This window comes from Hymenobacter sedentarius (genome assembly GCF_001507645.1).
Taxonomy (GTDB): domain Bacteria; phylum Bacteroidota; class Bacteroidia; order Cytophagales; family Hymenobacteraceae; genus Hymenobacter; species Hymenobacter sedentarius.
In genome coordinates this window covers 1,259,340-1,285,162 of the sequence record NZ_CP013909.1, presented here as the reverse complement: position 1 = coordinate 1,285,162, position 25,823 = coordinate 1,259,340, and the positions used below count along the sequence as shown (strand labels likewise).

Annotated in this window: 11 protein-coding genes; 3 read left to right on the top strand and 8 right to left on the bottom strand. The window is 63.3% G+C overall.

Translation table 11 applies throughout. The annotated features are described in order from the left end of the window. Positions 1-12: 12 nt before the first annotated feature. Complete coding sequence (locus AUC43_RS05375) at positions 13-4,077, top strand: DUF7948 domain-containing protein (protein ID WP_068190801.1); 4,065 nt, start codon at positions 13-15, stop codon at positions 4,075-4,077. A gap of 237 nt (positions 4,078-4,314) precedes the next feature. On the opposite strand, the gene AUC43_RS05370 is transcribed toward AUC43_RS05375, so the two are convergent. The 3 genes from AUC43_RS05370 to AUC43_RS05360 all read right to left on the bottom strand — a co-directional run bounded on the left by AUC43_RS05370 (position 4,315) and on the right by AUC43_RS05360 (position 10,528). Beyond that, entirely contained in the window at positions 4,315-5,583 is a 1,269-nt protein-coding gene (locus tag AUC43_RS05370; protein WP_068190799.1) for a lipopolysaccharide biosynthesis protein, read from the bottom strand. A 158-nt stretch (positions 5,584-5,741) separates the two neighbouring features. Further along, positions 5,742-6,980, bottom strand: a complete 1,239-nt coding sequence (locus tag AUC43_RS05365) for a glycosyltransferase (RefSeq protein WP_068190798.1) — start codon at positions 6,978-6,980, stop codon at positions 5,742-5,744. A gap of 158 nt (positions 6,981-7,138) precedes the next feature. Next, positions 7,139-10,528 carry a TonB-dependent receptor gene (locus AUC43_RS05360; protein WP_068190796.1) on the bottom strand — a complete coding sequence of 1,130 codons (3,390 nt, stop codon included), beginning with the start codon at positions 10,526-10,528 and terminating at the stop codon, positions 7,139-7,141. 250 nt (positions 10,529-10,778) lie between these two features. On the opposite strand from AUC43_RS05360, the gene AUC43_RS05355 reads away from it, so the two are divergent. Then, positions 10,779-11,678, top strand: a complete 900-nt coding sequence (locus AUC43_RS05355; RefSeq protein WP_068190794.1) for a YicC/YloC family endoribonuclease — start codon at positions 10,779-10,781, stop codon at positions 11,676-11,678. 336 nt (positions 11,679-12,014) lie between these two features. After that, a complete protein-coding gene (locus AUC43_RS05350; protein ID WP_157780938.1) occupies positions 12,015-12,551 on the top strand; it encodes a hypothetical protein in 537 nt (178 codons plus the stop codon). A 70-nt stretch (positions 12,552-12,621) separates the two neighbouring features. Here AUC43_RS05350 and AUC43_RS05345 read toward each other — a convergent pair whose 3' ends face one another. From AUC43_RS05345 to AUC43_RS05325, 5 genes are all read right to left on the bottom strand, one after another. After that, positions 12,622-14,391, bottom strand: a complete 1,770-nt coding sequence (locus AUC43_RS05345; protein ID WP_068190790.1) for a VanZ family protein — start codon at positions 14,389-14,391, stop codon at positions 12,622-12,624. 25 nt (positions 14,392-14,416) lie between these two features. After that, entirely contained in the window at positions 14,417-14,797 is a 381-nt protein-coding gene (gene gcvH, locus AUC43_RS05340; protein WP_068190788.1) for a glycine cleavage system protein GcvH, read from the bottom strand. Between the two features lie 154 nt (positions 14,798-14,951). Then, positions 14,952-22,430 carry a T9SS outer membrane translocon Sov/SprA gene (sov, locus tag AUC43_RS05335; protein ID WP_233254115.1) on the bottom strand — a complete coding sequence of 2,493 codons (7,479 nt, stop codon included), beginning with the start codon at positions 22,428-22,430 and terminating at the stop codon, positions 14,952-14,954. 202 nt (positions 22,431-22,632) lie between these two features. Then, the gene (ruvA, locus tag AUC43_RS05330; protein WP_068190782.1) at positions 22,633-23,238 is read right to left on the bottom strand and encodes a Holliday junction branch migration protein RuvA; all 606 of its coding nucleotides are present in this window, start codon (positions 23,236-23,238) and stop codon (positions 22,633-22,635) included. Positions 23,239-23,490: 252 nt separating this feature from the next. Continuing rightward, positions 23,491-25,761 carry an NADP-dependent malic enzyme gene (locus AUC43_RS05325; RefSeq protein ID WP_068190780.1) on the bottom strand — a complete coding sequence of 757 codons (2,271 nt, stop codon included), beginning with the start codon at positions 25,759-25,761 and terminating at the stop codon, positions 23,491-23,493. Between the last annotated feature and the right edge of the window lie 62 nt (positions 25,762-25,823).

The following is a 25,823-nucleotide window of genomic DNA, read 5'->3' as shown; positions in this document are numbered from 1 at the left end:
TCATTGATTTGAATGAAACTACCGCTACTTTTTAAGGCTGCTTCCCTTCTACCCTTCCTGGCCATTGCCAGCTTAGCGCAAGCCAGCGAGCACCCCCGCCCGGCCGAGAGCAGCCTGGAATTTATCGAAAACAAAGGCCAGTGGGACGCGCACGTGCGGTACGCCGCGCCCCTGCCCGGCGGCCGGCTCTTTGCCGAAGCCGATGGGCTGACATTTTCCTTGCTTGCCAACGGTGGCCCGGCTCAACTAAGGCACGACGGCCCCAGCACCGCGGCCGAGGGCCCGGTGCGCGGCCACGCCCTGACCCTGCATTTTGAAGGCGCCGCCCCGGCCACCCTCACCGCCGCAACGCCCACGGCCGAACACCGCAATTACCTGCTCGGCAACGACGCCCGACGCTGGGTCCGCGACGTGCGCGGCTTTCGGGAGCTGCACTACGCCGGCCTGTGGCCCGGCGTGAGCGCCCGCGTGTACGAAAGCGCCGACCAGCACCTGGAATACGATTTTGAGCTGGCGCCCCGGGCCAACCCCGCGGCCATTGCCCTGCGGCACGACGGCGCCGACGGGCTGGCGCTGGACCCCGCCGGCAACCTGCTGGTGCGCACCAGCGTGGGCACCATGACCGAGCGGGCCCCGCAGGCCTGGCAAACCGACGCCGCTGGCCGCCGCAAGTCGGTGGCCTGCCGCTACGTGCTGGCAGGCAAGCTGGTGCGCTTCGCCCTGGGCACCTACGACCCCTCCCGCCCGCTGACCATCGACCCGGTAGTGGTGTTTGCATCCTACACCGGCTCCACGGCCAACAACTGGGGCTTCACGGCCACTTACGACGACGATGGCAACATGTACTCGGGCGGCATTGCCTTCAGCGAGGGCTATCCCACCAGCCCCGGGGCCTTCCAGACCACGTTTGCGGCCCTGATTGACATTGCCATCATCAAGTACAACACCAGCGCGACGGGCCCGGCGGCGCGGGTGTGGGCCACCTACCTGGGCGGCAACGGCACCGACTTTCCGCACAGCCTCGTGGTGAACCACCAGGGTGAGCTGCTGGTACTGGGCTCGTCGGGTTCCAGTGATTATCCGACTTCGGCTGCCGCCCTGCAGCAGCGCTTTGCCGGGGGCACGCCTTCGTCGCCCTTCGGCTCGGGCCCGCCTTTTAATTCGCCCACTGGTTCCGACCTGGTGATTACGCGCCTGAACGCCAACGGCTCCGGGCTGGTGGCTTCCACCTACCTGGGCGGCAGTAAGAACGACGGCCTGTTGCCGCTGGACATTTTCCTGTCGCCTTCCGGAAGCACGCTGCAGCTGGCCCACAACTACGGCGACGCGTTTCGGGGCGACATCCAGGTCGATGCGGCCGACAACGTGTATATCGCCTCGCACACCATGTCAGATGACTTCCCGCTGGGCACGGGCTTCGGCCGCACCTACCGCGGTGGCTCTTCTGATGGGGTGGCGTGCAAGCTCACGCCCACGCTTTCTAGCCTGACCTGGGGCGGGTTCCTGGGCGGCTCCGGCGCCGACGCGGCGTATTCCATTCAAATTGAGCCAACCAGCGGCGACGTGTACGTGGCCGGCGGCACCATCAGCCCTGACTTTCCGGTGACGAGCGGGGCCTACCGCACCACCCGGCCCGGCAACGTGGACGGCTTCGCGGCCCGCATTGCGGCCAATGGCGCCAGCGTGCTGCGCGCTACCTATGTGGGCACCAACGCCTACGACCAGGCCTACTTCCTACAGTTGGGCACCGACGGCGGGGTGTACCTACTGGGCCAGACGCTGGGGGCATTTACCCTCACGCCCGGCCTGTTCAGCACCACCAACGGCACGCTCTTTATTCAAAAGCTCGACGCCAGCCTGGGCCAAAGCCTGCTGTCCACGGCCTTCGGCAGCACCGACCCCGCCAACGCGGGCAAGGTGAGCGTTGACCCCACAGCGTTTCTGGTGGACCGCTGCGACCGGGTGTACGTGTGCGGTTGGGGCGGCTCGTCTAACCGCAGCGGCCCGGACACCTACCTGGCCAACAATGGCAGCACCACGCGCCTGCCCACCACGGCCGACGCCGCCCAGCTCACCACCGACGGCTCGGACTTTTACCTGGCTCAATTTGCGGCCGGCCTCACGGGGATGACCTACGGCACGTACTACGGCAGCAGCTCCGGTGCCGGCGAGCACGTGGACGGCGGCACGTCGCGCTTCGACCCACGCGGCATTGTGTACCAGGCCGTTTGCTCCTGCTTTGCGCGCACGGGATTCCCCATTCCGGCGGGGGCCCACACCTACTCTACCACCAACAACAGCGGCACCGGCCAGAGCTCGCTCTGCAACAACGCCTCCTTTGTGTTCAACTTCCAGCCCGGCACGGCCAACGCCGGCGCGGACCAGGAAGTATGCGCCACGGCGGGGCCACAACCGCTGGTGGGCACGCCGGCCGGCGGCATCTGGGCCGGCCCGGGCGTAAGCGGCAGCCTGGCTACGGGCTTTGTGTTTACGCCTTCGGTGGCCCTCGTCGGGCTGCAAACCCTGACGTATACCTACATCAGCACCGGCCTCTGCACTACTACCGATGCGCGGCGCGTGGCGGTGGGGCAGCCGCCAGCGGCTGTGGTTATCTCGCCGCTGCTGCAGGCCGCCTATTGCCGGCCAGGGCCCGGCTTGCCCCCGTTACCGCTGGTGCCGTTGTCGGCCACCCCGGCGGGCGGCACGTTTAGTGGGCCCGGCGTGAGCGGCAGCGTGGCTACGGGCTTTGTATTTACGCCCAACCAGAGCACCGGCACCGTGCAAATCGTGTACACGCTGAACGCCGATGGCTGCGTGGTGCAAGGCACCCGGGATGTCACCATCGGGAACGGCGTGAGCGCCGGCGCCGACCAGACGCTGTGCGCCGAGGCAGGCGCGCAGGCGCTGGTGGGCAGCCCCGCCGGCGGTACCTGGTCGGGCCCGGGCGTGAGCGGCAGCGTGGCCGCGGGCTTTGTGTTCACGCCTTCGGCGGCGCTGGTGGGCCCGCAAACCCTCACCTACACTGCCACCAGCACCGGTACTTGCAGCAATACCGCCACCCGCCTCGTGACGGTTACGGCGCTTCCAGTGCTCAATTTTGCGCCCTTGCCCCAGCCGGCTTACTGCTTGCCCGTGGCCGGCGCCCCGGCCCTGCCCGCGGTGCCCTTGGTAGCTACGCCGGCGGGTGGCACCTTCAGCGGCCCCGGCGTGAGCGGAAGCTCTGCCACGGGTTACTTTTTCTCGCCTACTCTCAGCGCCGGCACTTATCAGCTGGTGTACACGCTGAGTTCCAACGGCTGCGTGCTGCAGGCCAGCCAGCCCGTGACCCTAACCAGCCCGTTTACTGCCACCGTGGCCGCCGACACGGTGCTGTGCCCGGGCAGCACCCGGCCCTTTGCGCTGCGCGGCAGCCCCGCGGGCGGCACCTTCACCGGGCCGAGCGTGAGTGGTAGCGCGGCCACGGGGTTTGTATTTACGCCTTCAGCCAACCTTTCGGGCTCGGTGAGTTTGACCTATGCCGTAACTCGTGGGGGCTGCACGGCTACGGCCACACGGCGCATATCGGTGGCCGTACCGCCGGTGCTGCTGGCCTCCTGGCAGCCCGTGGCTTGCCCCGAAACCCGGCTAGCGCCACTCACGCTGCGCTTCGCGGTGGCCAGTTCCAGCGGCTCGACGGCCCCGTCGGTGGTGTGGGATTTTGGCGATGGCAGCAAGTCCAGCGAAGTTAGCCCAACGCATACGTACGCCACCCCCGGCCTGTATCAGCCGCGCGTGTTGGTGCGCTACAACCAAGACCGCTGCGACATCACAGCCACGGCCCCACCGGTGGAGGTGAAGGCGCGCAACATCCCCAACATCATCACGCCCAATGGCGACAGCCAGAACCAAACCTTCAAAATTGGGCCCGACTGCGTGCCGCGCCTACAGGTGTTTTCGCGCTGGGGCCAAAGCGTGTTTGAATCCGCGACTTACCACGACGAATGGGACGCCCAGGGCCAGCCCGCCGGCGTGTACTACTACCTGCTAACGTATCCCGACGGCCACCGCCTGAAAGGCTGGGTCGAAGTAGTGCGCTAAGCGGCGCGGCGCTTAATGAAGAATGAGAATTTGGCGGACAACTCCCCTCCTTACCAAGGAGGGGATGTTTGAGCGTTAGCTCAAACGGGGGTGGTTAAGCCATTGCACGATTCCAGCCCAACTCGTTCGCCCATCGTTCAACGAGGGCAACCACCCCAGCTCAACTTGGCAGTTGAGCGTCCCCTCCTCAACTGAGGAGGGGAGTTGTCCGCCGTGCCCGGCCCCATTCCTCATTTTTCATTCCTCATTCTTAAGAAAGCGCCGCGTCACCCATTGCACGTCATCCCAGCCGGGGAGCAGGTCGCGCCATTCGGCGTTCATGGCTTGGCGGTAGTGCCAGAACAGATAGGCTACGCTGGCCATGTAGGAAGCCGACATGCCCAGCGCCGCGCCTACCATGCCCAGCCGGGGCACCAACAGGAGGCACATGGGTACCGTTACGGCCAGGCCCAGCAGCGCGGCGCGGTTGTTTATGCCGTAGCGGGCGGTACCACTGAAATAGGTGCTGGCCTGCATGCCGGCGCCATTGATGAAAATGCCCGGCGCCAGGGCGAGAATGACGCGGCGCGCCGCACCGAACTCGGGGCCGAATACTGCCGCCAGCCACGCCGCCGGCACCGCCGCCAGCACCAACACCGCCCCCGCCGTGGCCAGGAGCGTGAGCCGGCTGCCGCGCAGGGCCACGTAGGTTTGGCCGCGCTTGTCAGCAGCGTTTACCAGGGCCACGTACTGAATGAGAGCCGTGCTGCGCGGAATCAGCCAAATGGCTTCGGCCAGGGCCACACCTACCGAAAGGACGCCCAAGGCCCGGGCATCGGCCAGATAAGCCACTGCGTAGTAACCGAATCGGTAGTTGGCAAAGGACAGCAAGTTGGAAAAGTGCGCGCCCCGGCTGTGGCGGGCCAGCTCGCGCGCCGAGGCGTGGCGGCGCACCCAGCGGCTCCCCCAGGCATCGGGTAGGCGCAGCAGCAAAACGATGCTGATAAGCCACGGCAAACCGTAGGCCACGTAGTTGGCATAATAGTACGCATCTACCGTGAGCCAGTGCCAGGGCCCGAAAGCCAGCACCAGCGCCCCGGCCAGCAGTGCCGCCTGGGCGGTGGTCAACACGTTGTAGGCACGCTCGCGCTGCCGGCCCAGCAGCAGAAATACGTTGACGGAAAGCAGCACCTGCACCAGCGTCACGGCTCCCAGATGCAGCGCATACTCCGGGCCAACAGGCCGCAGCAGGTACACGGCGGCGGCTCCTGCCACGCTTACCACCAGCGCCCAGCCATAAGCGGGCAGCAGCAGGTTCCACACGTTGCGCCGCGGCACCAGGTATATCAGCGACGAGCCGCCCACCAGCCCAGCCAGCAGCACCAGCCCCGACATATCGGTGAAGAACAAACTGACCTGCCCGCGCCCCGCTGCCCCCAGGTACCGCGCCGTGAGCCACACCACCGCAAAGCTGAGCCCCGCCGTGAGGACCCGCGCCGCGAAGTGCTGGAGGATGCGTTTTATCATGGGAGCGAACAGGCCGGTAAACTTAGCTTAGTCGCAAGCCATGTCTTACCCTTGCGCCAAGCGCCCGGAAAGGCAAGATGTAGATAGTGGGTGCAAGCCAAGCTGAGCAGCTGAATTTTAGCCCAATTCGGTGATTTTATACCCAATTCTCACTTTTATTACTCGTTTAATACTTTTTGATATAATTCACCGAATTGCTGGCCCACCGCGGCCGACGCGCACCGGGCTGCGGCATCGGCATGTAGTTGAGCTGCATCGAAGCGCGCGGTGCCGGCGAGCACGGCCGTCAGGGCTTTTTCCAGCCCAACCTCGTCATCGGTTTCTACCAGCAGGCCGAAGGCATTATTGGGCTGGAATAGCTCGGGCACGCCGCCGGTGCGCGTGGCCACCACCGGGCAGCCGCAGGCCCGGGCTTCCAGCAGCACGCACCCAAAGGTTTCGGCCCGGCTAAACGACACCAAGGCCGTGGCGCGGGCCATTTCCGCAGCCACGGCTTCGTGCGGCAGCTTGCCGAGGAACTGCACGGTGCCATCGGCCACCAAGCCCAGGGTGGTGGCGTATTCGTGCAAATACGCTTCATCGGGGCCGTAGCCGGCTATGCGCAAGCGCAGCCCAGGCCAGGCAGCCCGCAGGCGCGCTACCACGCGAAGTACTCCCGATAGGTTCTTCACTTGGTCGTGAAAGGCCGAAACGTGCAGCAGCGTGGGAGACTCCACAGCCTGAGCTGAAGAAGCTTCTTGAGCTAAAGTGACTGGAGCGCCGGCCGTGGCCATTTGCCGGGGCCGGAACAAGGCCGTATCCACCACGTTGGCGATGACCACAGAGCGGGCATTTATAAACCCGAGTGCCGCCATGGCATCGCGCAGCCCACCCGACACGGTGTGCAGCGCAGCTGCCCGGCGCACTACGGCGCGCGTAAGCACCCGGCGCAGCCAGGAGATGCCGCCGGCCCGCTGCGGCAGGTATAGGGTCCAGTGCTCGGTGATAACGAAGGGGATGTTGCGCGCCGCTTTCAGGGCCCAGGCAAACAGACCCGTGCGCAGCAGCACGTGCACATGCACCACGTCGGGGCGCTGGCCCCAGTGGTGGCGCAGGCGGCGGTAGCCACGCAGCAAGCACCAATAATAGAGCAGCAGCTTCAGCGGCTTGTCCAGCGCGGCCAGGCCGGTGGGAGCGGCACGGTAGTAGTAGCGCAGCGTGGGCCACGGGCCGCTGAAATCTTCCTCAGCGTCAATGAGCCCCGGCAGCGGGCCACGGGCTACTGCCGCAAAGAGCACGGCTCCTTCCACACCGCCAAACGCGGCAATGGCCGCCACGTGCCGCCCCACAAAGTCGCCGTCTTGGTCGTCGTAGCGGTGCGGGTACCACTTGGGCAGGTGCAAAACGCGCTTCTTCAATGAAGATTAGGGAATGATGAATTGGCTCTAGCAACAAAGTACGGACGCAACCCACACAAAAAACGCGGCCGCTCTGATTAGAGCGGCCGCGTAATTCAGGATGAAGCAAAACTCAATTCTTTAGTCCTCCTTCTTAACTCCTCATCAAGCCGAAGGCGCTAGAAAGAGTAGCGTAGGCCCAGCTGCCCCTGCCAGCGCGAAGCCAGCTGGTCGATGGAGTAGGTGGCCGGCGTGCCGTAGGTGAAGGCTGGGCGGTTGAAGGTGGCCGTGTTGTAGTTGGCCGAGATGTTGCCGGCGGCATCGGCGAAGGCCACTTGCGTAAGGCCGGTGCCCAGAGTCGAGTTGAAGGTGTTGGGCACGAAGTACTGGCGGCCCCAATCCTTGTTCAGGAAATTGCCGAAGTTGATGATGTCCAGCGAAATCTGCAGGGTGTGGCCGCTGGGCACGACGCCGGCTTCGTTGGCTACGAGCTTGCCGAGCTTGGCTTCCATCATCAGGCGCACGTCGGCCTGGTTGTTCCAGGGCGTGCGGCCGGCGTTGCGCTCGGCGTACTGGCCGCGGCGGGTTTTCAGGTACGCATCGTTGTTGATGAAGCTGTTGAGCGAGGCGTACTGGGCACCCGACGCGTCCAGGGCGTAGCCGTTGGGGTTGGCGGTGGTGGCGGGCGTGGCGCCGCGGTTCACCAACACAATGTCCGTGCTGCTGCCGGGGATGTAGGCCAGCTCCACGTTTTGCTGGCCGTTGCCCAGGAAGTTGTTGTTATACACCCAGGTATAGGGCGAGCCGCTGGCGTACGTGAGCACCGAGGTGAGGAAGCCGGTGACGCGCGGCGTCAGGGCCTTGTGCAGGTTGAGCGAGGCCACCACGCGGTGACGCAGGTCGAAGTTGGAATAAGCCAAGGCCGGGTCGTTCACGTTCAGGGCGGGATTCAGCTCCCAGTTGCTCTGCGGCGAGTTGCGGATGCCGTTGCTGATGTCTTTGCTCTGGCCGTAGGTGTAGGCCACCGAGGCGTCGAGGATGTTGCTCACCGTTTGGCCCACCGAGCCGGTGAGCTGGTAGCGGTAGCCTTTCTGCGTGTTAGTCAGGAAGAAAGCGTTGGAGAAGTTCGGGTTGACCTTGGTGCCGAAGGTGCCGGCCGTGTAGCGCGGGCTCTGGGTGGGGCCGCCGGCCAGGTAAGTCACGTTGTCGGCCAGGTTGATGTTTTCAAACTTCACGTCCTGCAAGGTCTTCGTGTACAGGCCTTCTACCGAGAGGCGCGTGCCGGTAGGCAGCTTGAAATCGACGGCCAGCGACGAGCGCCACACCTGCGGCATCTTGAAGTTGTTGTCAATCAGGTTTACCTCGGTGGTGCCGGCCTTCAGGTTGGCAGGGTTGTAGGCCGCGGTGGGCAGCTGGGCGTAAATCTTGTTCGGGTCCTGGTTGAGGGTGTACACGGTGCCCGCGCCGCCGTTGGTGCCGCGGATGTTGTTCACGTCGACCGAGTTGAAGTTCACGCCGTTGTTGTAGTAGGCATAGCCGAACCAGGCAAACGGCACCCGGCCGGTGAAGACACCCGAGCCGCCGCGTACCACCACCGACTGGTCGCCCTTCACGTCGTAGTTGAAGCCCAGGCGGGGCGACACCTGCACCTTCCCGAGGTAGCCGTTGCTCAGGTCTTTCCAGGCCGTGTGCGAGTACGTCTGGTTCAGGGTGTTGGCGTCGTTCTGAGGGTTGTTCACCAGGCCAGAGTTCAGGGCCGGCTTGGTGGGCAGCGAGGCAATGTCGAAGCGGATGCCGGGGGTGATTTTCAGCTTGTCGTTCACGTTCCACTCGTCCTGCAGGTAGGCGCTGTAGAAGTTGATGTGAAATTGAGCCGAGGGGTTGTTGAAGTTGTAAGCGTAGGAGTTGTCGCCACGTGTGCCGTTGTTGTAGGTACCGCGGATGCGGTTGGGCTTGTCGGCCAGGAAATCGGCCACGTTGTTGTACTCAATGCGGCCGTTCCAGGAGTTGATGAAGCCGTAGTCGATGTTGTAAAACTCGTTGTGCGTGCCCAGCGTGAGGGCGTGGGTGCCGGTGTAGAAGGTGAAGTTATCCGTGAGCTCCATTGTCTTCTGGCGCTGGTTGAAGATGCTGGCTTCGCGGTCCGAGCCGAGCAGAATCTGGTTGGAGCCGCCGCCGAAGCCTTTGCTGGGGTCGGTGCTCACGGCGTTAATCTGCACGGCCGGGAAGAGCGAGGCCTGGCCGCCGAGCAGGTCGCGGTAGTCGTGGATGTTGGTGTAGCCCACAATTAGGTTGTTGGCCAGCTTGCTGCTGAAGTTGCTTTTCACCTCCAGCACCGTCGAATTCTGGATGTTGTGCTGGGTATAGTCCTGGGTGCCAAACTTGAACAAGCTGCCCGAACGCTCCAGGTTAGTGGCTTCGGACGTGATGAAGTTGTGGCGCAGGGCCACGCTGGTTTTATCGTTCAGGTTGAAGTCGAGGCGCCCAAACACCTTGTTGCTGTTTGCGTGGATGTTGTAGGCCCCATACTCGCCCACGTTGTAGTTGTAGCTGGTTTGCAGCTTGCTGGCAATTTGCTGGGCCAGCTCACCCGTGATGGGCGCGTTGGCCTGGCCCACGCCGTAGAACTGCGGCTCGGTGCGGCGCGCGATTTCGGCGTTGGTGAAGAAGAACAGCTTGTTTTTCACCAGCGGGCCGCCCAGGCGGAAGCCGGTCTGGTAGTCGTGGTAGGCGGTGCCGATTTTCGATTCGGCCCCGTCGATGCTGCGGCCCGTCACATTCTGGTTGCGGCCGTAGCCGTACACCGAGCCGTGGAAGTCGTTGGTGCCGGAGCGCGTCACGGCGTTGATGGAGCCGCCGGTGAAGTTGCCCAGTTTCACGTCGTAGGGCGCTACCTGGGCCTGAATCTCCTGAATGGCATCGAGCGAAATGGGGTTGGCGCGGGCCGAGCCGCCGGGCAGGCCGCTGCTGCCGCTCTGCCCACCCAGCGAGGGCGAGAAGCCGATGGCGTCGTTGTTCACGGCGCCGTCCAGGGTGATGTTGTTGTAGCGAAACGAGCTGCCCGCGAAGGAGTTGTTCGAGTTGCGCGGGTCGAGGCGCGTAAAGTCCTGGATGCTGCGCGAGATGGTGGGCAGTTGCTGCAGCGCCTCACGGCCCACGGTGGTACCCGCGCCGGTTTTGGTGGCCTGGGTGTTGCCCACCACCACTACTTCGGCCAGGGCCTGGGCCTCGGCGGCCAGCACCAGGTTGAGCCGGGTGGTGTTGCCCAGGGTCAGGAACACGCCGCCGATGGTCTGGGGCTTGTAGCCCACGTAGGTCACCTGCACTTCGTAGGGCCCGCCGGGGGCCAGGTTCGGGATGTTGAAGCCGCCGTCTACTTCGGTGGCCGTGCCGCGCTTGGTGCCGGTGGGCTGGTGCGTGGCCACCACCGTCACGCCTATCAGCTCTTCGCCTTTATCAGAAACCGCCTTGCCGCTGAGGGCAGAGGTGGTGACCTGGGCAGAAACCGCCTGCGACCAGGCCAGAAGTACCAGCAGAAACAGATGGGTAAAAAAATTGCGAATTGACATAAGTCAGGGGTTTGATTTCGGGCACAAAGTTCTGGCCCCAAAACGGCTACCCCTTGCTCAAGGTCATTTCCTAATTGTTGTATTTCAAGCACATACTTAACACAGCGGTAACATTGCCCGCAGCAGCTCCAGCGCCTATTGGCCGCCGTACCCTGGCGCGGGCTGACAGTTGCTTATCCAGGCCGAGGTTTCTTTGTTAACTCAACGGCTGCACGCGGCCGATTCCCCGACACCTCAGCTCATTGACCCCATGCTTATTTCCATGACCGGCTACGGCCAGGCCCACCGCGAAGCCGATTCCTACACCGCCGCTGTGGAGCTGCGCTCCGTCAATTCCAAGACCTTCGACCTGACCTTGCGCCTGCCCCGGTTCCTGATGCCCCACGAGCTGGAAATCCGCAACACGCTGGCCAAGGCCCTGCTGCGCGGCAAAGTCAACCTCAACCTCGATTTTGTGCGGCCCGCCGCGGCCCGCGCTGCCGCCACCCTCAATAAAGAAGCTCTGGTGGCCGCCTTCCAGGAGCTGAAAAGCGTGGCCGACAGCCTGGGCCTGCCCACCAGCGAAGACACCCTGCTGGCTGCCCTGCGCCTGCCGGGCGTGATTCCCAGCGCCTCCGAAGCACGCGACGCCGAGCCCGCCGCCGAAGAAGTGGCCTGGGCGGAGCTGCAGCCGCTGCTCACCGAAGCCGTTGCCGCCATCCAGCAGTTTCGGCAAGACGAGGGCACCACGCTCACCGTCGAGATATTGAGCTACGTGGCCACCATCCGCCAGCAGCTGGCCGCCGTGGAGGAACACGACCCCGCCCGCATCGAGCACGTGCGCCAGCGCCTGGCCGGCCACCTGGCCGAGCTCACCAGCCACGAGCAGTTCAACGCCACGCGCTTCGAGCAGGAGGTGCTCTACTACATCGAAAAGCTCGACATCGCCGAAGAGAAAGTGCGCCTGGCGGCCCACTTAGCATATTTCGAGCAGGCAATCCACCAACCCGACGAGGCCGTAGGTAAGAAGCTCGGCTTTCTGGCCCAGGAAATCGGCCGCGAAATCAACACCATCGGCTCCAAGGCCAACGATGCAACCGTGCAGCACTTGGTGGTGGGCATGAAAGAGGAGCTGGAAAAAATAAAAGAACAGCTAAATAACATTCTTTAGGAATACAATATTTTACCGGTTTAGAACTATTTGGATGCAGGCCGCAGTAACCCGCATGCTTCTCTTACGGGATGAAATAGGATTTTTAAACTAAAATTTACAATCTACAACCTAGACAAACAAAGTTGGCCGGAGATTTGACTTGCAGCGTTCAACGTTTTCTGTTGCCTACAATTCACCGAATCTTAGGATGTTATTTAAAAAGTTGCCGGGGCAAACCGGCGTCTTTAAAAAATAATTGCAATATTTGTGTTCGAAAACTTGGATACATGATTATTGTATCTAACTTGGTTCCAAGAAAGTCTTTTTAGTTACTCACTTTTTATCCCCATTAGTATGAAATCTACACTTCTACTCTGTATCCTGGGACTGTTACTTACGGCTGCGCGTCCGGCATCCGAAATTGAGCTGGTTAAGAAGCGCGTGCTCAGCGAGCGGGTGGAAATCCTGATTCCCAAAGGCTTTGAGGTGATGACCGAAGAGCAGATGGATTTCGCCTACGCCAAAGCCCAGAGCCGCCCAAGCGTTATTTTCACCAACAACAATTTGGTGAGCCTGGCCTTCAACTACAGCGACAACGACGCCGACCAGGACATGGTCGATATCTACGCCGCCTCGTTTGGCAAGACCTACCACAAGCAGTACAAAGACGCCACGTGGTTTGGCGACGGCGTGAAAAACATCAACAACCGCAAGGTGGGTTACATGGAATTCATGAAGCCGGAGATGGGCCACGAAGTCTACACGCTGGTGTTCTTCACCGATGTGGAAGGCAAGCTGATGATTTGCACCTTCAACTGCGCCGACCGCCAGAAGCCCGAATGGGAGCCCATCGCCAAGCAAATCATGCTGTCGGTGAAAGCCAAAGGCTAAGCAACCCCACTCGTTATAATTATTCGTTAGCGAAAAGCCTCTGCAGTCCCTGCAGAGGCTTTTTTGTGCGCTATCGGGCGGCGCCCAGCTCGTTCAGGAAGTCGCGCACCAGGCCAAACGCTCCGGCAAAGCCCGCCAGCGACAACGCTTCCGGCCGGTCGTTCACGTCGTGGTACGCGGTGCTCCCGCCGCGCGTATAGATGAAGAAGGCAGGCACGCCGGCTTCGGAAAAAGGAAAGTGGTCGGAGTTGGCGGCGCGGCCGCGGGCGCCCAGCGCGGGCAGGTAATGATGGGCCTCATTGAGCGCCAGCAGGCGCTGGTAGGGCGCCTCGAATACTTTGCCGTTGACGACGGTGGCGCCCTGCTCGCCGGTGCCCAGCAAGTCCAGGTTTACTAGAAACTTGATGCTCTTGAGCGGCACCAGCGGGTGCGCCACGAAGTAGGTGGAGCCCAGCAGCCCGGCTTCTTCGGCCCCGAACAGCAGGAAGACCACGGAGTAGGCCGGCCGGTTTTCGGGGCGGGCGTAGTGCGCGGCCAGCTCCAGCAGCAGGGCTACGCCGCTGGCGTTGTCGTTGGCTCCGGGGAAGTAGGTGCTTTTGCCCATCAGGCCCAGGTGGTCGTAGTGCGCCGTCGCCACCAGGAACGAATCGGGCTGGACGCTGCCGCGCACGATGGCGGCCAGGTTCTGGGTTTGGTACTGGCGAATCAGCTTGGCCTCGACTTCCAAGTGCACGCTTTTCATCTGGTTAGGCACGGTGGTCGCGGCCGGCCAAGCGGCCGCGGTGGGCAGGGCCAGCAGCTTTACCTGGGCGCTTTGCTCGCTGGCCAGCAAGGCCGTCAGCTTGGGCACGAGCGTGATGCGGGCGGCGGCCGTTTCCAGGGCCTGGCGCAGGTGTGGCCAGTGGGCCAGTTGGCTTTCGACGCGGGCCGTGAGCAGCACGGCCCCGGGCAAGCGGGTAAGTTGAGCTATGCTGCGTTGGCGTACCAGGGAATCGGTGAAGGCCAGCGTATCGAGGCGCACCAGCCGGCTCCCCCAATCCAGCTTGCCACTACCCGAATTGGGAGCGGCGATAAAATTCCGGCCCGGCTGCAGATGCTTGGCCTGAGGCATCCGGCGCAGGGGGCCGAAGGGCATTACATCGAGCTGTAGCTTCCCCGGAAACGTGTTCACGTCCAAGGCAAACGGCTGGGTATAGTCCGGAGCCAACGGCTGCAGCTTCAATTCACGGAAACGGCCCCGCAGGTAGGCAGCCGCTTTATGCTCGCCGTGCTTTACATAGCCCCGGCCGTGCAAGCAGGGCGAAGCCAGCTTCTTGATGGTATGACGCGCTCGGACTAGGTCCTGAGCTGCCACCGGCGCGGGCCAGGCGCCCAGCGCCGCGCCGGCTAGCAGCAGCCCAACCCAAGTCGAAACCCGGAGCGGCGGGCGGCGTCCCAGGCGCGCGGCCCCGGCCGTGGCCACGCCCACCGCCAGGGCGGCGCCGATGGCGTCGCTCAGTAAGTCGGTCCATTCTCCGTGGCGGCCCAGAGCCATATTGTATTGCATTACCTCAATCAGCCCACCGAACACGATGCTGCTCAGCAGCGCGGCCCGCCCGGCGCGGAGGGCCAGCGTCGGCCAGCGGCGCTGCCGCCGCAGCGAAAACCAGCTCAAGCCGGCCAGCACCAAAAACACGCCCGCGTGGGCGGCTGTGTCGAACGACAACAGCTCCCAAACGGGCGTGATGGGCATCTTATCGGCAGGCGTGAGGGTGAGCACCAGCACCACGGCGGCCCAACCCAGCGGGAGGGCCGCATACGGGCGCGGGGCCGGCCGCTCCGGCTTGCCGAGGGGTAGCATGGGCAAGGAGGCCGAACGGCCGGGCTTAGGCGCCTACCAGTTCGCCGTAGGTTTCGGCGGTCAGCAGGTCGTTCAGCTCCTCGGGGTTGGCAATGGAAATCTTCACCATCCAGCCGTCGCCGTAGGGGTCCGAGTTCACGGTTTCGGGCGAGTCGGCCAGCTTGTTGTTCACTTCGAGCACAGTGCCGGTGATGGGGCTGAACAGGTCCGAAACGGTTTTCACGGCCTCCACGGTGCCAAACACGTCGTGCCGGGCCACGTCCTTGTCGAGCGTGTCGATGTCGACGTACACGATGTCGCCCAGCTCTTTTTGGGCGTGGTCGGTGATGCCAACGTAGGCGACATCGCCTTCAACGCGAATCCATTCGTGGTCCTTGGTGTAGTGCAGGGTGGCGGGCAGGTTCATAGAAAATGGTGGGGTGGTGAGGTGTACGGATAGGTTGAGCCAAAATTAGGCAATCCATCCTTGGGGAAGACACCTGAGCCGAAATTGTTTTGGCCCAGGCCGCGGGTGGGGCCAGCTCGCCCCGCTCCCACCCGCCGGCCTTGCCAGCTCAACTTTACTGCGTGAGGCTGTAGCGCAACTGCACGCCGCCCTCGGTGGCAGAGTTTCGGAAGGCGTTGCTGATGCGCGGCGTGGTGATGGTCTGGCTGTAGTAGAGCTGCAAGTTGAGCCGGGTGTTAAGCAAATAGTCGATGGTGGGGCGCAGCTGGAAGGTTCTCGAGCCGTTGGTAATCTGGCCTTGGGCGCGGCCTACCTGTCCGGGGTCGCCGGGGCGGGTGGGGTCCACCACGTCCAAAATGCTGCGCTGCACCGTGATGTTGTCGCGAATGCTCAGGTCGAGGCGGGCGGTGAGGTTGTTGCGCAGCACCCGCTGCTCGCCCTTCACCCGGAAGGGCAGCTTGAGGCTGTTGGTGGCGTAGCCCAGGCCCAGCACCACTTCCTTGGTATAGAGCTCGGTTACCTGGGCGTTTGTGGTGTTCAGCACCACGGCCCGGTCGGTGCGGTACTCGAGGCGGCCCGTGGCCCGGCTCACGGTCTGGAAATTGACCCCCACCAGCGGCGAGAGGCGCTCGATAATGCTCACCTGCCCCACCACGTAGTACGGAATGAACTGGCCCGCCGTGTTCAGGCGGTTGGGGAACTGGTTGTCGGGGTTGAAGTCGGACTGGTAGACCGTGGACGTGGTGTAGCTGCCCACGCTGTAGGTGGAGGAGTAAGCGTGGTTGAGCGTGAACGAGGAGAAGTAGCGCTTGATGAGCGGCAGGTCGGCGAAGCCGTTGTAGTCCAGGCGCCAGTTGGGCAGCGGGAACATGGCAAACGGGTCGAACTTCTTGGCCTGGTAGCCGTCGGACGAGCGGCCGTGGTAGGCATCGATGAAGCTCTGCACCAGCACTTCCTGCGAATTGAACCCGTAACCGGCCTCGGGGTTGCCCGACGCGGGGTTGGCCGAGGCCAGGCGCTGGCGCACAAACGCCCGGTTTTTCACAAACTGGCTGAAGGCCTTAGACGTCTCCCCGTTGGCCCCCAGGTCGCCAAACAAGGTCTGGATGGTGATGGTGGAGGTCTGGAACGAGCCGGTGCCCAGCAGCGGGTGGTCGGCCAGCACAAAGCGGCCGGTGCGGGGGTCCACCACGGGCGTGAGCAGGACCGAGTCGAGCAGGGTGCGGTAGTACACTTCTTTGTTGCGGGCCAGCTGCCGGCGGGCATCCACCTGGATGTTGAAGCCGCGGAACGGCTCCAGGGCCGTGCGCACCGTGAAGGTCTCGGTGAGCAGCGAGCTCAGGGGCGTGTTGAGGTACTCGCTGTTTTGGGTGTACCAGCCGCGGTCCCGGGCGCGGGTGTATAAGTCGTCGAGGCCGTACTGCTTGCCCAGGATGAAGGGCACGCCCGGCGCGGTCAGGTCCTGGTCGAGGCCAAAGAGGTGGGTTTTGGGCAGGTAGCCGGGCAGCAGCGTGCCGTTGGTGCGCACGTAGGTGAAGTTGATGGAGCGGGCCGTCATCAGCGAGCGGAGCACGGCTTTCACGAAGCGGTTTGTCTCCCGCGTGGTGTCGGCCGGCGCGGCGGCTTGCCGCTGAGCGCCTTCGCCGGGCTGCGCCTGATTCTGGAGCTGGGGCCGGGCGGCGGGGGGTGGCGCGTTGTTGATGATGTTCAGAAAACGCACCTTGTTGTAGAGCTTCACCAGGTCGATGCGGCCGTTGGCGCTCACTTCGGCGTTGTTCTGCACGGTGTTGCCCAGCTGGAGCGCGTAGGTCAGGGTGTCCTTGGCTTCGTCGCCGGTGGGCACCGGGTACCGCGGCGCCCGCAACGACGCCGACGACGCCTGCCAGGTGTAGTTGGCCGAGTAGCGGGTGTCGGCGCTTATCCAGTCGGTGAGCGGGAACTTGTCCAGCGGCAGGCGGTACGTGAGCGAGGCCACCTGGTTGAAGTTGACGGTGCGGCCGCCCCGCAGCAGGTTGCGCTTGCGCAGGCTGTCGTTGCGAATAGCATCGCGGCTGTCGCCGATGCTGCGGCCGCGGCCTTCGTCGATTACGCCGCGGTTGGTGGCGGTGTAGTCAAATATCAGGCTCTTGGTCAGGTCCCACTTCAGGTCGTAGATGCGGCTGATGAAGAACGATTTTTGAATCACGGGCGCAATGCCTTCGCTGCTGGGCAGGGTGCCCGGCTGCAGGCTGCGCTGCAGAAACCGCTCGTTGTAGCGCCGGTCCAGGTCAGTGCGGAAGGTGAAGCGCGAGGGCAGCGGCGTGAAGTTCAGGTCCTGGAAAATCTTCAGGTACGGGTTGTCCAGCGCCTTCACCTTGCTCAGGCTGTAGTTCTTGGGCGTGGTCTGGTACACGTAGGCCAGGGCGGCGGTGTAGGCCTTGGTGTAGTCGCGCTCGGTGCGAATGTCGGAGTGCAGGCGGTCGGTGAGGGAGTAGCTCACGGCCAGGTTTTCCACGTCCCAGGGCTTGGGCGTGGCGGCCGGGGCGCCGGGCTTGCCGGGGCCGCGCTCCTTGCGCACGTTCAGCACCGAGATGCTGCGGCTGGTGGTTTGGTCAATCACCTTTTTGCGGTACTCGGCCTGCGCGGTGGCGTCAATCTTCTTGTCCTTGTCCACGAACTTCTGGAGGCTTTGCTCCAGCTTGGTGTCGGGGTCGAGCGGGTCGTAGAGCGGCGCGCGGCTTTCGTGGCCCAGCTGCAGCAGCACGGGCACGCGCAGCTGCAGCTGCTGGGGCAGGAACTTCTCGGCCGCCACAGTGGCCTGCAAGTCGCCGCGGAAGGCGTCGTCGATGGAGCGCTGCTGCACCTTGTCTTGCAGCCCGCCAAAGCCCACGCTGGTGTAGCTGCCGGTGGCCGTCACGTTGGCCACGTCGGCCATCTTCACGTTGAGCCGGGCGGTGGCGGCGTAGCCGGCTTGCTGCTCAAAGTCAAACACCCGGAACTCATCGGCCCACAGGTTGGCCGTGATGGAGCTGGTGCTGGGGTTGTTGGCGTCGCCGGTGGGGTTGAGCATGCCAATCATCACGCCCTGCACGGCCGAGAAGTCGGGGTTGCCCACCACCGTGATGGTGCCGCCGCTGGGCAGCGTTTTGGTGTAGGGAACCTGCAGGTTGGGGTTTACCTGCCGGTTGCGCTCCGATTTGGCGTCGATGAAATCCTGGAACGACACGTCGATGCGGTTCTCGGTGGGCCACACGTCGTCGGGGCTGGTCTTGCCGGGCTGCGTGAGCTTTAGCGGCAGCGCGTACTGGTAGTAGTTCTGGGTGTAGTCGGTGCCGATGCGGATGAAGGCCTGCACGTCCTTGTCGGTCAGGCTGGCGTCTTCCGAGTCGCCGTGCAGGAACAGGCGCAGGCGTTTGTAGCGCAGCATGTTGATGCTAAGGTTCTTGTACGCCGCCTTAGCGTAGCCGTCGCGCAGGTTGGTCACCGAGAGGCGCAGGCTTTGCTCGTTTTGCAGGCGCGAGGTGCTGCTGCTGCCGTACTCCTTGTCGCGCAGGATGCCGGGCGGCGAGATGTAGGGGATTTTGCCCGAGCCCGCGCCCTTGGGGTTGTAGGAAAGGCCGTTTTCCTCCACGCTCACCGTCGAGATGTTGAAGGCGTCGGCGTCGGTGAGCTGGCCCACCGGCGGCTGGCTGCCCTGGCGGGTGTCCACGATGCGGTAGAGGAAGCGGCGCCACTGGTTGGCCACAAACTGCGGCTGCACCAGGCGCAGCACCACCGGCTGCTGCCAGCCGGTCATGTACATGCGCAGGAAACGGATGGACTTGAAGCCGAACTCCTGGGTGGCCCCGCGCACGGTGTAGCCCTCCCGAATCGGAATGCGGAACTGGTACCAGGTCACTTCGTCGCCGTTGGTGCGCTCGTCCTTGTTCGTCACCTTGTCGATGATGAAGTTCTGGCCCACCTGGAGGCCGCCGCCAGGCACGGTGGGCGGGCGCAGCGAGATTTTGTATTCGTAGTAGCGCTCCACTTCCTGCACCACGTTGTCGCGGTTCAGGTCTTCCTTGTCGGGGTAGGCCGTGGAGCTGCGCTGGTCGTTTTCGTTGGAGTTGCCCTCGTAGCCGTTGTAGTTCTTGTAGCGGCCCAGAATCTTGGCATTGGCCTGGTCGTAGCTCGCGTCGAGGTGGTGGCGGAAGTCATCGCCCGAGGGGTCGGGCAGGGAAGTGTACGGGCCAAACTGAGGCTGGGCCCTTTCGTTGCCGTCGTTCACGCCGTCGAGGCCTACGTCTTGCCGGGCCCGGGCCCCGGGCGCCGCGTTGAAGGCATCGGTGAGAAACTGCTGCTTGGTTACACGGCCCCATACCGTGGGCTTGCTGTTGTCGGCTATTTCCTGCGGGTCGTCGGTCACGGGCAGGCCGTTTTCAAACTCGTGCTGGTTGTCGTCCTTCAGCACGTCTTCGCTCACGTTGCCCAGGTTGATGAGCAGGTCGCCGCCGGTGGTGTTGGCCTGGTCGTTGCCGTCCTGGTCGGTGATGTTCACCCGCGAGGCCGGCGCGTTGGGGTTGGTCGCCTTCAAGAAGGGGTCCATCATCCAGAACTCCAGGTACTCGATGTTGGCGTTGTCGAAGTCGGTGTCGAACGTAATGGCCCGGCTGATGCCGCCGAACTTGTCCTCGGGCCGCTCGGCGCCGGTAAACTTCTTGCCGGCCCCGTCGATGTTGGGGTTGTAGTTGTAGGGGCCCCGCTCGCCGGGGTAGTAGGCCATGTCGAAGGTGTATTCGTAGCCGTTGCCGGTCGCGCCCAGGTCCTTGTTCGGAAACACCTCGTCGCGCTTCACGCCCCGAGTGTAGTGGTTGGCCAGGTCGGCCGTGCCGATGTTGCCCGGCACGTTCGGGCCGCCGGTGTAGTAGCTCTGGTCCACGGTGTACCAGGCCAGCTTGGCGCGCTGGTAGTTGTAGCCCAGCCCCACGGCGGTGCTGCCCTTCACGGGCAGTGGCGTGGCGGCCAGGCGCCAGGCCGGAATGGAGGCCAGCCCGCCCAGGGTGTAGGGCGTGCGGGCGTTTTCAAAGTCGTCGATGTACGACACGCCGTTTTCGCCGTTGCCCAGCTGCGAGCGGCTTGGCAGCAGCTTGGCAAACTCCCCGCTGAAGGCAATGGTCGAAATCTCCTTGGTCGAGATAAACGGCAGCATGTCGAGGTACTTGGTCAGCACCCGGCTATCCTTGCGGATGCTGCCATCCAGCCCAATAATGGTGTTGTTGCCCGGCTCGTCGCCGATGTTCACGCGGTTGATGCCCGGGGCCTGGTTTTCCAGCAGGTGCAGGGCCGTGCCGCCGATATTCACGTCCTTGTTGAGCCGGTAATCCATGCGCACGCCCACCAGCTTGCGCGGCTGCACCTGCACCAGGGCATTCTTCTCAAACTCGACCCGCAGCTCGTTGGCCGAGTTCAGGTAGGCCGGGTTCAGGATTTTCACCTTGGCCTGGTCGTAGAACACCTGGTAGTCCACGCCTTCCGTCAGCAGCGTGGAGCCCGAGCGCACCCGCACCGAGCCCTGCGCAATGCCAATGCCGGGCAAGCTGATTTCGTCGGAGCCGGCCCCGCCCTGGAAGCGCCCGCGCAGGAAAAACTTGTCCTTTTCCTGCCGCTGCTGCGCGTCGCTCTGGGTCTGGTTGTACAGCTCCGAATACACGTACCGGTCAATCAGGTCGGTTTCGCCTACCAGCTGGGTTTGCAGGTAGGAGCCAAATGGCTCAATATTGGGGAAGATGATTTTGCCCAGCTCCGGGTCGATGGTGATGCCGGGGAAGTAGTCGAAGTTGCCGTCCGGGTTGCGGTCGTTGTTGGAGTTGACGTGGTCGAGGTTGAGCACCTCAATCAGCGGGCGGTTGGCAATACGCGCCCCTTCCTTGAGCGAAATCAGGTCGACCCCGGTGGCGTCGTCTTTGTAGATGATTTGCAGCTGGAAGTTGTCGCGCTGCAGCTGCGAGGCGTTCAGGGGATAGATGTTCTTCATCATCAAATCCCAGGTCGGCGTGTTGCGGGTGCGCAGGTTCGGGTTCTGCGGGTTCTTCGTGGGGTCGGCAATGCCCACGCCGGGGTTGCTGGCCCGCAGCATCTTCAGGAAGATGACTTCGTTTTCCTTCACGTTGCCGTAGTCGCTGGCCGTCTCGCCCACCTTGTAGGTCTTGCCGTTGTAGAGGTACTCGTAGCTCACGCCCAGCACCTGGTCGGGCAGCAGCGCCGTATTCAACGACAAGTAGCCCAGCTGTGCGTTGTAGGTGTACTCGCGCGGGTCGAGCTTACGGGCCCGCACCCGCTCAAAGTCCACGTTCTTGGTCAGGCCTTGCCCTATCTGCAGGAAGTTGTCCACGCCCAGGTTGTCGCGGGCCGCGGCCCCGGCCCCCGTGATGGTGCGGTACTCCAGGTTGGCGTCGTTGCTGGCCGGGGCCTGGGCGCTGGGGCTGCCCTGGCGGTACTTGTCCTGGTACAGCCGGAAGGGCTCGGCCAGGTCCATCAGCGTCACCACGTTGCGCAGGTTCTCGGTGGTGCGGTTATCGTTGGTCACGTACACCTCCAGGCGCGTGATGGACACCCCGCTCTGGATGGTGGGCAGGTTGCGCAGGGCTTGGTCGTAGCGCTCGCGGAAAAACTGCGACAGGAAGAAGTGCCGGTCCCGCTCGTACTGGCTGGCCTTGATTTCGTACTGCCGGCTCTGGGCGCCGTTCTGAATGCGCACCTCGTCGGCGGTGCCGCGCACGGTGGCGGCCACGGCCGTCACGCCCAGCTTGCCAAACTGCAGCTGGGTTTTGATGCCGAACAGGTTTTGCCCGCCCTGCACCAGCGAGTTGGTCAGCGGCAGGCTCACGTTGCCCAGGTCCACCTTGCGCACGATGTCCGTCTCCTCGCCGGCGTAGTCGAACTTCATCTGGTTGTCGAAGTCGAACGACGCCTTGGTGTCGTAGTTGAACACCAGTTTGAGCTTGGTGCCAATAGCCCCGGTCAGGTTGACGTTGATGTTCTGCTCAAACAGGAAGTCGCCCACCTTTTGCTGGCGCAGCGTGAGGGCCGGGTTCTCGTTTTTATTGAAGCGCGCGCCAAACTTGAGCGTGACCGAGCCCGCGGGCCGGATGTCGACGTAGCTGCCCCCAAAAATGCGGTTGGCAATGGGCCCCAGGTAAATCTTTGGGATGAGGCGCTGGGCCTGCGGCGTGCCCGCCGCGGCCGGCGGCCCCGTGATGCCGCCCTTGGCCTTGGCCCGGTAGTAGTCGCGAATGGCCTGCTGCCGCTGAAACTCCTCGTACTCCTTAAAGCTGAGCACGCTGGGGTCGCGGTAGTCGATGTTGGCGCCTACTTTTTCTTTGACGTCGAACTGCTTCAGGCTGTCGTCCACGGCCACGTCGAGCTTCACGTTCTTGGGCAGCGGCAGCACCAGCGGCGACTCGCGGCGGCGCAGGCCGAAGGGGCTGCCCGGGCGGTCCTGGGCCCGCACCCGCGGGCGGCGGCTGGGCTTGTAGGGCCCCGTGGTATCCACTGCCGGCCGCACCGGCCGCGGCGTATCGGCGGCCAGCACGCGGCTGGCCCGGAGCCACGCCCCCGCCAGGCGCGCGCCACCCACGGGAGTAGCCTGAGCCCACCACGCGAGCAAGGACGCGACCGCAACAACTGACGCAGGGAGTAACTTTTGACCGATTTTCAAGCGGGATAAGGGTATAATGGCGCGGGCTGAAGGGCCCACGCCAGGCACGGCGGTTCAATAAGGTAGCAAAGTCGGCCGAGATAACCCGTTCGGTGGCACGAACCCGAAAGTTCGCCCAAACTCAGTGCGACTTCAAAGCAAACTTAATCATTTCCTCCACGCTCAGTTCACCGCCGTGCTTATGCTGAATCTGGTCCAGATTCTTCTCGGCAGCGGCCCGTGCAAAGCCCAGGGTAACCAAGGCCTGCAACGCTTCGGAGCGGCGGGTATTGTGTTGGCGGGCCAGCGGCACGGTGTCCACGCCGGCCTTGGCCAGCAGTTCGTCCTTGCGCAGCTTGTCTTTTAGCTCCAGTATCACGCGCTGGGCCGTCTTGGGTCCCACGCCCTTGATGCTCTGGATGGCGCGCACGTTTTCGTTCACAATGGCCTCGCGAATTTCGCCCACGCTCATGCTGCTCACCATCACAATGCCCGTGCCCGGCCCAATGCCCGACACCGAAATGAGCAGCATAAACAGCGCCTTTTCGTTGGGGTCAAGAAAGCCATAGAGCGTCTGCCCGTCTTCCTTGATGTGCTGGTAGGTGTAAATCTTGGTGGCCGCGCCCTCGGCCGGCAGCTTGGAGTAGGTGGCCAGCGAAATCCGGACTTCGTAGCCCACGCCCAGGATGTCGACAATGGCGAGGGTGGCGTCTTTGTAAGCGAGTTTACCGTCGAGGTAAGCAATCATAGGGTCGGAAAAAGGAAGGAAAGAAGCTCTTCAGTAGTTAACCAACACAAACGCCGGGTTTTTACTTCCCAAACTTACTGGCTTTTCAGCCAAAAATATTGGGCTAAAAAAGACCACTGTTCAGGAAAGACAGAAGCCCAAAAACCGTTATGCCGGGCGTAGCGAAGCATCTTTACCACGGGAGTAACCCAGATTACTTGCGCGGTAAAGATGCTTCGCTACGCCCGGCATAACGCTCTTTAAAACCCTCCTCTACAGCGCCCGGCTGCCCGTCTGGGCGTCCACCACGGCAATGGCGGCCATGTTCACAATGTCGCGCACCGAGGCGCCGAGCTGCAGAATGTGCACCGGCTTGCGCATGCCCATCAGCACCGGCCCAATGACCTCGGCGCCGCCAATTTCCTGCAGCACCTTGTAGGCAATGTTGCCCGACTCCACATTGGGGAAAATCAGCGTGTTGGCGCCCTTTTCGGCCAGGGGCGAGAAGCCGTAGTGGTCCTGCAGCAGCTGCGGGCTCAGGGCCACGTTGGCCTGCATCTCGCCGTCGATGAGCAGGTTGGGGAAGCGCGCCTTGGCCAGCTCGGTGGCACGGCGGGTTTTCTCGGGCAGCGGGCCGGCGTTGGAGCCGAAGTTGGAGTAGCTGATAACGGCCATGCGCGGCTCGGTATCGAAGAAGCGCACCGCCCGGGCCGTCAGCCCAATAATCTCCACCATCTCCTCGGCCGTCGGGTTGATGTTCACCGTGGTATCGGCAAAGAAATACGGGCCTTTCTTGTGCTGAATGATGTACATCGACGCCACGCGCCGCACGCCCTCCTCGGTGCCGATGACCTGCAGCGACGGAATGATGCTCTTGCCGTAGTCCTTCGTGAGGCCGGTGATGCAGGCGTCGGCTTCGCCGGTTTCCACCATCATGGCGGCGTAGTAGTTGCGCTCGCGCATCAGGCGGCGGCCTTCGTAGAGCGTCATGCCGCGGCGCTGGCGCTTCTGATACAGCAGGGCGGCGTACTCGTCGCGCTTGGCATCCTGCTTCAGGATGTTGACGATTTCGCAGCCTTCCAAATCCAGGCTGTTGGCCCGGGCAATGGAGTCAATTTTGTCCTGCGGGCCCAGCAAAATGGGCTTGCAGATGCCTTCATCGAGCAGAATCTGCGCGGCTTTCAGGATTTTGTAGTTATCGGCTTCGGCAAACACCACGCGCTTCGGGTTGGCCTTGGCCGCCGAGGTCATGCGGTTCATCAGCTTCTGGTTCACGCCCAGGCGGGCGCGGAGCTGGTCTTCGTAGGCCGCCCAGTCCTCGATGGGCAGGCGGGCCACGCCGCTTTCCATGGCTGCCCGCGCCACCGCGGGGCTGATGGTGGTGATGAGCCGCGGGTCGAGCGGCTTCGGAATCAGGTAGGTTGGGCCAAACGCTAGCGTGTTGTCGCCGTAGGCCTTGTTCACCATGTCGGGCACGGGCTCCTTGCTCAGGTGGGCCAGGGCGTGCACGGCGGCCAGCTTCATGGCCTCGTTGATTTCGGTGGCGCGCACGTCCATGGCTCCCCGGAAAATATAGGGGAAGCCGAGCACGTTGTTCACCTGGTTGGGGTGGTCCGAGCGGCCGGTGGCCATAATGATGTCGTCGCGGGTGGCCATGGCCAGCTGGTAGCTCACCTCGGGGTCGGGGTTGGCCAGGGCAAACACCATGGGGTTGGCGGCCATGCGCAGCAGCAGGCCGGCCGGCAGCACGTTGGCCGCCGAAAGGCCCAGAAACACGTCGGCGCCTTCCATGGCCTCATCCAGTGTGGTGATGGTGCGGCTCGTGGCAAACTGCATCTGGATGGGGTCCAGGTTGGTGCGCGCAGCGTTGATGATGCCGTCTTTGTCGAACACCACCACGTTGTCCTTGTTCAGGCCCAACGCCAGGTACAGCCGCAGGCACGACACGGCTGCCGCGCCCGCACCGCTCACCACTAGCTTGATTTCGTCGATTTTCTTGCCTACCACTTCCAGCCCGTTCAGCAGCGCGGCCGACGTAATGATGGCCGTGCCGTGCTGGTCGTCGTGCATCAGCGGAATGTTCATCTTCTCCCGCAGCTCGGTTTCAATCCGGAAGCACTCCGGCGCCTTGATGTCCTCCAGGTTGATGCCGCCAAACGTGGGCTCCAGCGCTTTTACGATGCGGATAAACTCGTCGGGGTCGTTGGCGTCTATCTCAATATCAAAGCAATCCAAGCCCGCAAATTTCTTAAACAGCACGCCCTTGCCTTCCATCACGGGCTTGCTGGCCGAGGGCCCGATGTTGCCCAGCCCCAGCACGGCGGTGCCATTGGTAATTACGGCCACCAGGTTGCCCTTGGCCGTGTACTTGTACACATCGTCGGGATTGGCCGCAATTTCTTTGCACGGCTCGGCCACGCCGGGCGAGTAGGCCAGCGCCAGGTCGAGCTGCGTGCTCATGGGTTTGGTGGGCACCACCTCCAGCTTGCCCGCGGGTTCCTGGGAGTGGTAGTTGAGGGCGTCCTGTTTGTTTATTTTTAGCATAAAAGCAGCGAAAAAAAGCCGGTTGTCCCTCTTCGGGCAACCGGCTGGCAATTTGAGACCAA

Bases quoted from the DNA above. Each gene is read 5' to 3' on its own strand.
- AUC43_RS05370 (WP_068190799.1), bottom strand. From the start codon at position 5,583: ATGATAAAACGCATCCTCCAGCACTTCGCGGCGCGGGTCCTCACGGCG.
- AUC43_RS05325 (WP_068190780.1), bottom strand. From the start codon at position 25,761: ATGCTAAAAATAAACAAACAGGACGCCCTCAACTACCACTCCCAGGAA.
- AUC43_RS05375 (WP_068190801.1), top strand. From the start codon at position 13: ATGAAACTACCGCTACTTTTTAAGGCTGCTTCCCTTCTACCCTTCCTG.
- AUC43_RS05345 (WP_068190790.1), bottom strand. From the start codon at position 14,391: ATGCTACCCCTCGGCAAGCCGGAGCGGCCGGCCCCGCGCCCGTATGCG.
- ruvA (WP_068190782.1), bottom strand. From the start codon at position 23,238: ATGATTGCTTACCTCGACGGTAAACTCGCTTACAAAGACGCCACCCTC.
- AUC43_RS05355 (WP_068190794.1), top strand. From the start codon at position 10,779: ATGCTTATTTCCATGACCGGCTACGGCCAGGCCCACCGCGAAGCCGAT.
- AUC43_RS05350 (WP_157780938.1), top strand. From the start codon at position 12,015: ATGAAATCTACACTTCTACTCTGTATCCTGGGACTGTTACTTACGGCT.
- gcvH (WP_068190788.1), bottom strand. From the start codon at position 14,797: ATGAACCTGCCCGCCACCCTGCACTACACCAAGGACCACGAATGGATT.
- AUC43_RS05360 (WP_068190796.1), bottom strand. From the start codon at position 10,528: ATGTCAATTCGCAATTTTTTTACCCATCTGTTTCTGCTGGTACTTCTG.